This window comes from Streptomyces sp. NPDC045955 (genome assembly GCF_056430805.1).
In genome coordinates this window covers 322422-330305 of the sequence record NZ_JBWKKY010000001.1, presented here as the reverse complement: position 1 = coordinate 330305, position 7884 = coordinate 322422, and the positions used below count along the sequence as shown (strand labels likewise).

Annotated in this window: 5 protein-coding genes; 1 reads left to right on the top strand and 4 read right to left on the bottom strand. The window is 70.9% G+C overall.

Translation table 11 applies throughout. The annotated features are described in order from the left end of the window. Positions 1–283 precede the first annotated feature (283 nt). A complete protein-coding gene (locus tag AC07F0_RS01495; protein WP_478972775.1) occupies positions 284–1855 on the bottom strand; it encodes a sodium:solute symporter family protein in 1572 nt (523 codons plus the stop codon). A 162-nt stretch (positions 1856–2017) separates the two neighbouring features. Further along, positions 2018–2803 (bottom strand): SDR family oxidoreductase, encoded by a 786-nt coding sequence (locus tag AC07F0_RS01490; protein WP_478972773.1) that lies wholly within the window; start codon positions 2801–2803, stop codon positions 2018–2020. Positions 2804–2881: 78 nt separating this feature from the next. Between AC07F0_RS01490 and AC07F0_RS01485 the strand changes: the two genes are divergently transcribed. Beyond that, entirely contained in the window at positions 2882–3721 is an 840-nt protein-coding gene (locus tag AC07F0_RS01485; protein WP_478972770.1) for a hypothetical protein, read from the top strand. A gap of 3 nt (positions 3722–3724) precedes the next feature. Here the strand turns inward: AC07F0_RS01485 and AC07F0_RS01480 are convergent, their stop codons facing one another. Continuing rightward, positions 3725–5572, bottom strand: coding sequence for an MFS transporter (locus AC07F0_RS01480; protein ID WP_478972767.1), 1848 nt, complete (start codon positions 5570–5572; stop codon positions 3725–3727). Positions 5573–5782: 210 nt separating this feature from the next. Then, on the bottom strand, positions 5783–7884 hold a 2102-nt coding region (locus AC07F0_RS01475; protein ID WP_478972764.1), incomplete at its 5' end, for a D-alanyl-D-alanine carboxypeptidase.

Sequence of the window (7884 nt, the reverse complement as noted above, 5' to 3'; positions counted from 1 at the left end):
GTGAACCCGTGCCACCCCGGGGCGTGAACCCGCGCCCCCCGGGCGTGAACCCGTGCCACCCCGGGGCGTAAACCGGCGCCACCTCCGGGCGTGAACCCGTGCCACCCCGGGGCGTGAACCCGCGCCCCCCGGGCGTGAACCCGTGCCACCCCGGGGCGTAAACCGGCGCCACCTCCGGGCGTGAACCGGCGTTTCCCCGAGGCGTGAACCGAAAGGCGGCTCGTGGGCCGAAAGGCGACCGCCCCGCAGGACGGCCGCCTCTCCCGGTGTCCGTACTCCGCCGCTACTCCTTGCGCGCGGCCCCCACCACGCCGTCCGCCGCCCCGGCCGGCGTCGGGACCGCGGCCGACGCCGCCCCGTCGCCGTCCGTGTTGATCTTCTCGATGAGCGCCAGCCGCTCCGGGGTGTCCTCCGGCTTGATGTAGCCGACGAGGATGTAGAGGACCAGCGACACCGCCAGCGGGATCGACACCTGGTACTGCAGCGGCACGCCGCCCTCGACGTTCCAGTGGATCGGGTAGTTCACCAGCCAGAAGGCGAGCAGGCCCATCGACCAGCTGACCAGGGCCGCCGTCGGGCCGGAGCGGCGGAACGCCCGCAGCAGGCCCAGCATCATCGGGATCGCCATCGGGCCCATCAGACCGGCCACCCACTTGATGACGACCGTGATGATGTCCTTGAACGCCGGGGAGTTGACCTGCGTCGCCGCCGCCATGGACAGGCCGAGGAAGACGACCGTCGCGACCCGGGCGACCCGAAGCCCCTGGCTCTGGTTCCAGGCCCGGGCCCGGGCCCAGATCACCGGCGCGCAGTCCCGGGTGAACACGGCCGCGATGGCGTTGGCGTCCGAGGAGCACATGGCCATGGTGTGCGAGAAGAAGCCGACGATGACCAGGCCCAGCAGGCCGTGGGGGAGGAGCTGTTCGGTCATCAGGGCGTAGGAGTCGGAGCCGTCGGCCTTCTGCGACTCGACCAGCAGCGGGGACATCCACATGGGGAAGAACAGCACCAGCGGCCAGACCAGCCAGAGGATCGCCGACAGCCGGGCCGACCGCTCGGCCTCCTTGGCGTTCGGAGTGGCCATGTAGCGCTGGGCCTGGTTGAGCATGCCGCCGTTGTACTCGAAGAGCTTGATGAAGAGGAAGGCGAGCAGGAAGACCGTGCCGTACGGGCCGACCAGCGGCTTCTCGTGACCCTGGAGCTCGGGGGAGTCCCAGACGCCGAAGAAGCCGCCGTGGTCGTCGAGGCGTACGAACACCGCCACGAACATCGCGACGCCGGCCAGCAACTGGATGACGAACTGGCCGAGTTCGGTCAGCGCGTCCGCCCACAGGCCGCCGATCGTGCAGTAGACCGCCGTGATGCCGCCGGTGATGAGGATGCCCTGGTTGAGGGAGATCCCCGTGAAGACGGACAGCAGCGTCGCGATCGCCGCCCACTTCGCGCCCACGTCCACGATCTTCAGCAGCATGCCGGACCAGGCCAGCGCCTGCTGGGTCTTCAGGTCGTACCGGTTCTTCAGGTACTCCAGCGGGGAGGCCACATGGAGCCGGGAGCGCAGCCGGTTGATGCGCGGGGCGAACAGCTTCGACCCGATGGCGATGCCGAGGGCGATCGGGAAGGACCAGGTGACGAAGGACGTGACGCCGTAGGTGTAGGCGATGCCCGCGTACCCGGTGAACATCACCGCGCTGTAGCCCGACATGTGGTGCGAGATGCCGGAGAGCCACCACGGCATCTTGCCGCCGGCGGTGAAGAAGTCGCTGACGTTGTCCACGCGTTTGTGCGACCAGACGCCGATCGCGACCATCACGGCGAAGTAGCCGATGAGCACGGCCCAGTCGAGACCGTTCATGAGTCCCCTTCCACGGGTGCGCCGCCAGGGTCAGGCATGTGAACTCTGGGTTCCGTGACGTGCGCACGGCAAGGAAGAGGAAGGTCAAGAGACCGTAAAAAAGTTCGGTGAGATGACTTGCGTTTACGTACGTGAACCGCGTCGCCTGACTGGAAATCGCCCTCAGCGCATCAGCTCACCCGCGTTCACCAGCAACGACTGGCCCGTGATCGCCCGCGCTCGGTCCGAGGCCAGGAACACCGCCGCGTCCGCCACGTCCGCATCCGTCGCCAGCTCCGGAAGTGCCATCCGATCCGTCAGCCTGCCCAGCACCTCCGCCTCCGACACGCCCTGCGAACCGGCGGCGAACCGCACGTACGCCTGCACCGGCGGACCCCACATCCAGCCCGGCAGCACGGTGTTGACCCGGATCCGGTACGGCCCGAGCTCCCGCGCCAGCGAGTACATCGCGCTCGTCAGCGCCCCCTTCGACGCCGCGTACGCCGCCTGCCGCACCTGCGACGGAGCCGCCACCGCCGACTGCGTCCCGATGAACACGACGGACCCGCCGCCTTGTCTGAGCGACGGCAGGCAGGCCCGGGTCATCCGCAGCGTGCCCAGCAGGTTCACGTCCAGGACGCAGCGCCAGGCCTCGAAGTCCGCGTCCTCCAGACCGCCGAAGTGGCCGTCCAGCGCGGCCACGTGCACCACCGCGTCGATCCGCCCGAACCGCTCCCGCGCCAGCCCCGCCAGCGCCTGGCACTGCGCCTCGTCGGAGATGTCGGTCGCCCGGTAGGCCGTGCGCGACCCGTCCGGATCGATCTCGGCCGCCGTCTTCGCCAGATTCGCCTCCGTACGGGCCCCGAGCACGGCCCGCCCGCCGTCCCGTACGACGGCCGCCGCCACCTGCCGCCCCAGCCCGGCCCCGACCCCCGACACGACGACCGTCTTCCCCGCGAGCAGCGACACCGAAGCCTCCCCGGAACCCTGGCGCATTATCTGACGGAGCGTCAGAGTATGAGCCAGCCGCCAACAGAGGGGAAGGGCATGAGCGACGACACCCGCAGCGAGCTGTACGCCGAACTGGCCGCCGTCGGCCCCTACGGCACCCACCCCGGCCACGCCCTGATCACCATGGTCGAACCGCACCCGGGCCACGAGTACGCCTACAACCGCTGGTACGAGGACGACCACTACTACGCCGGCGCGATGGCCATGCCCTGGATGTACGCGGGCCGTCGCTGGGTGGCCACCCGTGACCTGCAACTCCTGCGCTACCCCGAGAAGTCGGCGATCGCCCAGCCCGTCACCACGGGCTGCTACCTGTCCACGTACTGGATCACCGCCGGCCGCTACGACGACCACATGCGCTGGACGGTCGCCATCAACAAGCGCCTCAACCGCGACGGCCGCGTCTACCACGACCGCACCCACGTCCTCACCGCGTTCCAGGACCACGAGACGACGGTCTACCGGGACGGGGCGGCCGGCCCGCGCGACGTCCACGCCCTCGACCACCCCTACGCCGGCCTGGTCCTCCAGGTCGTCGAGGCCGGCACCCCCGAGCAGCGCCCGCAGCTGCTGGAGTGGCTGCGCTGCCGCCACCTGCCCAAGCGACTCGCGGGCTCCCCGGCGGCGCTGGTGACCGTCTTCCGCCCGACCCCGCTCCCCGGCGACCGCATGACCTACGTCAAGCAGGTCGAGGGCGTCGACACCCGGCTGACCCTGCTGTGGTTCCTCCAGACGGACCCGAGGGAGTGCTGGGATCCCCATTTCACAGGCCTGGACGCGGCGGTGGCCGAGTCGGGGCTGGGCGGAGTGGAACTGGTGGCACCGTTCATCCCGACGGTGCCGGGCACCGACACCCACGTGGACCGGCTCCGCTGAGGCTCAGCGCAGTTCCTCCGGGCAGGGCGTTCCCCTGGGCAGCTGGTACGGCGCCGCCAGGCGGTACGTGCCCGCCCTGGGGGCCAGCAGCTCCGTCCACTTGTCGCCGTGGGCGTCCTCCTCGGTCTCCGTCAGGCAGCCGTTGACGTTGACGTACGTCTTCGGTTCGTTCTCAGGGCGCTCCTTGGAGGCCTGCGTCTCCTGGGGCGGCTTCAGGCTCTTGCCCTCCGCGTCGACGATGCTCAGCCAGGGGGAGTACGGGATGCGGACCAGGATGCGGCCCGGCTTCTTCACCCGGAGGATCATCTCGCCCTGCTCGGCCCGGTCGACGACGGCGTTCGGCTCGGCGAGGGGCGTGGGGGCGGTCACCTTGAACAGCTGCCACTGGTCGTCACCCCAGATCTGGGTCAGATACGGCAGCCCGCGCCGCACCAGCGCCCGCTCCCGCTGACCCCCGTCACCGTCCGGCTCGTCCTTCGGCAGCACCACGTAGTGCACCGCCCAGCGCTTCAGCCACTCGTGGTAGTTCGCCGAGTTGAGCGTGTCGTCGTAGAAGAGGGGGTTGCGCTCCATGTCGGCCTGCCGGTTCCAGCCGCGGGCCAGGTTGACGTACGGGGCGAGCGCGGAGGCCTCGCGGTGGGAGCGGGCGGGGACGACCTCCACGCGGCCCTTCTCGGCGCCGACCTCCTGCAACTCGTTCACCAGCGGCGCCAGCTCGCGCGACCAGGACGCCGCCGGGGCCGTGTGCACGATGTCGTCGACCGTCTTGAAGCCGATCCACCCGGCGAAACCGACGAGCGCGACGACGGCCGCGTACCACTTGCGGCTCCGCGGCACCGTGAACGGCAGCGCGGCGACCAGCGCCACACCGGCGAACAGCATCGCCAGCCGCGTGATGTTCGAACCGATCTGGGAGCTGACCAGCCACACCAGCACGACGCCCAGCCCGTACACCGCGGCCGTCAGCCGGACCGTCCTCCAGTCCTCCGGCACCAGGACGAAGACGAGGACCGAGAACGCGAGCGGCAGCAGCACCGAGCCGATCATCATCGGCTGCGTCCCCGAGAACGGGAACAGCCACGCCGACACCCCCACCACCGCACTGGGCGCCAGCCCCAGCGCCCACGCGCCCGGCCGCCGCTTCTGGAGGAACAACGCCACCGCGACCAGGCCCACGAACAGACCCGCGACCGGCGACGCCATGGTGGCCAGCGCGGCCAGCGGCGCCGCGGACAGGGCCTTCGCCCAGCGTTTGTACCGCCACCGGTACGGCCAGCAGAACACGACCGCGACCGCGCCGAGCGCGAACATCATGCCCAGACCGAACGTCACCCGCCCGGACACCGCGTTGCAGAACAGCCCGAACACGCCCGCCAGGGACGCCCACAGGGGGTTGCGGACGGACCGGCTGCGCAGCAGGAGCAGGGTCAGCAGCCCCGCCGAGACCGTCCCCGCGATCATCATCGTCGTCCGCACGCCGAGCACCGACATCAGATACGGCGACACCACGCTGTACGACACCGGGTGCATCCCGCCGTACCAGGCGAGGTTGTACGCCGAGTCCGGGTGCCGGCCGACGAACTCGGCCCAGGCGTCCTGCGCGGCCAGATCGCCGCCACTGTTCGCGAACGTGAAGAACCAGAGGACGTGGAGCAGTCCGGCGAGCCCCGTGATGGACAGGACCGGGTGGCGCAGCATGCGCTCACGCAGCGTCAGCACGAGGGTGCGCAGCCGCTCCTCAAGGCCGTCCCGGCTGCCGTCTTCCCCGGCCGCGAGCAGGGGTATTCGCGGGCCGGCGGATACCGGGCCCGGATCGGCGTCGTCGGCGCGTGTCGGCTCCGCAGTGGCCACTCGAAGGCACTCCCCGTTGTCCCGTCTTCTGTTCTCGTCTTCTCATAGGGCCTCACCGGCCGTGTCCCGTCGGTCAGCGGTCCACGGCCGCGCCGCCGCGGGCGGCGGCCTGCCCGGTTCGCGACGCTAGCACGCACCCCGCCGGGAGGCGCCCGGACGGGCCGTTACCGGCGGGGTGCGGTGCTGCGGGCCGGTGAGCCGGCTCAGCTCTCAGCCCAGGCGGGTGAGCTTGTCCGCGAAGCCCGGCTCCACGAGGTCCTTCTGGAGGGCGACCGGAACCTTGACCGCGCTGGTGCTGCCGTCACCGACGGTGAGCGTGCCCACCTTCGTGCCGGCCTTCGCCGTGTGCGGCAGCTCGTCCGCGGCGAACGTCAGCTTGACGGACAGGCCCGCCCAGCCGACGGCCGTGACGTCCTCGGTGACGGCGACCGGCGTACGGCCGCCGAGACCGTCGTCCGCGTAGCCGACGACCGTGCCCTTCTTCAGGATCGTCGCCGACTCCAGCGCGCCCTGCGCGGCCTTGATCAGCTTGTCGCCCTCGTACAGCGCGGCACCCAGGATGGTGTTGTCCGGGCCGCCGGCGGGCTGGCGCACCACGGCGCCGACGATCCGGCGGGTCTCGCCGTCGACGTCCTTCCTCGCCGAGAAGACGAGGTTGCCGAGCGCCGAGGTGGTGGTGCCGGTCTTGATGCCGGTGACGTCGTTGTAGCCGACCAGGCGGTTCCAGTTGTCGTGCTTGGTGCCCTTGTAGTCGACGTACGACATCATCGCGGCCACCTCGCGGAAGGCGGGCTGCTGCATGGCGGCCTTGCCGAGCTTCACCTGGTCCACGGCCGTGGACACGGTGGTGTTGTTCAGGCCCGACGGGTCGGTGTACGTCGTGTTCTTCATGCCGAGGTCCTTGGCGGCGTCGTTCATCTTCCGCACGAACGCCTTCTCGGACCCCGCGTCCCAGCGGGCGAGCAGCCGCGCCACGTTGTTCGCGGAAGCGATCAGGATGCTCTCCAGCGCCTCCCTCTGACTGATCTTGTCGCCCTTGGTGACGTCGACCGTGGACTCCTGGCCGGCGTCGGACTGGTCCTCGGCGGCCTGGTCGATGTCGATCTTCGGCCCGTCCTGACCGCTCTTGAGCGGGTGATCGCGCAGGATCACATAGGCGGTCATGACCTTGGCGACGCTCGCGATCGGCACGGGCTTCTGCTCGCCGGACGACCCGAACGAGCCGATGCCCTGCACGTCCAGCGCGGCCTGGCCCTTGGCCGGCCAGGGGATGTCGACCTTGCCGCCCTCGAAGGTGTAGCTGTCCTTCGCGGTGAGGTCCAGGGTCGGCGCCGGCAGCGGGCGCACGCTCTGCACGACGCCGATGACGACCACCAGCAGCAGCACCAGCGGCGTCCAGATCTTCACCCGCCGCATGGCCGTCCGCAGCGGCGTGTCCGGCGGCGGCGGGGTGTTCGTCAGCTCGGCCAGCAGATCCAGCGGCGGCCGGGGCGGCAAGGGCTGCTGGGTGGTCCGCTCGGGGCCGACGGTGGGCACGGGGGCGGTGGCGTCGGCGGGGGCAGGCGGGGTGGTCTTTTCGGCCGGGGCGGCCTGTCCGGCCTGTGCGCCGGACGCCGGCTTCCGCGTCGACGGGTCGTCCAGCGGCTTGAGCGCGACGAACTTGCTGGTCCGCTCGGCTTCCTTCTCGGACCTGTCCTTGGAGTCCTTGGAGTCCTTGGAGTCCTTGGTTGCGCCACCGAGCTTCAGCATGGTGGTGGGCTGATCGACCGGGGGCCGCACGGCCTTGAAGACGGCGGTGGGCTGGTCGACGGGGGGTGCGGCGGCGCCCTTGCCGGTGTCAGTGCCGGTGCCGGTGTCCGAGTCGTCCGGCTCGGCGGTCTCGGAATCGCCCGTGCCGCCGGTGGCGGAACGGTCCGCCTCCGGCTCGTCGGCCTCTTCTTCCTCGCCCCTGGCACCGTCCTCGGCACCCTCGCCGGCGTCTTCGGCCTCTCGGTCCTCGCCGGCGTCCGCGTCGGCCTCAGCAGGCTTCTCAGGCTTCTGGGCGTCCGCGTCGGCCTCTGCGGCCTCCTCCGCCCTCTCAGCCGCCTCCTGGCCGTCCTCAGAGCCCTTGTCGGCGCCCTCGTCGGCATCCTTGGCCGCCGCAGGTTCCTCGTCCTGGTCGGCCGACGCGACCCACGCGGCCACGGCGTCCCGCAGCCGCCCGTCACGGGCGGCGGCGTCGTCCCCGCGCTCACTGGAGCCGGAACCCTTCTCCTGCTCCTGGGGCGCGTCGTCCGCCGAACCCTCGACACCGGCGTCGCTGTCGTCCTGCT

Coding starts and splice junctions, on each gene's coding strand:
- AC07F0_RS01485 (WP_478972770.1), top strand. CDS start 2,882: ATGAGCGACGACACCCGCAGCGAGCTGTACGCCGAACTGGCCGCCGTC.
- AC07F0_RS01495 (WP_478972775.1), bottom strand. CDS start 1,855: ATGAACGGTCTCGACTGGGCCGTGCTCATCGGCTACTTCGCCGTGATG.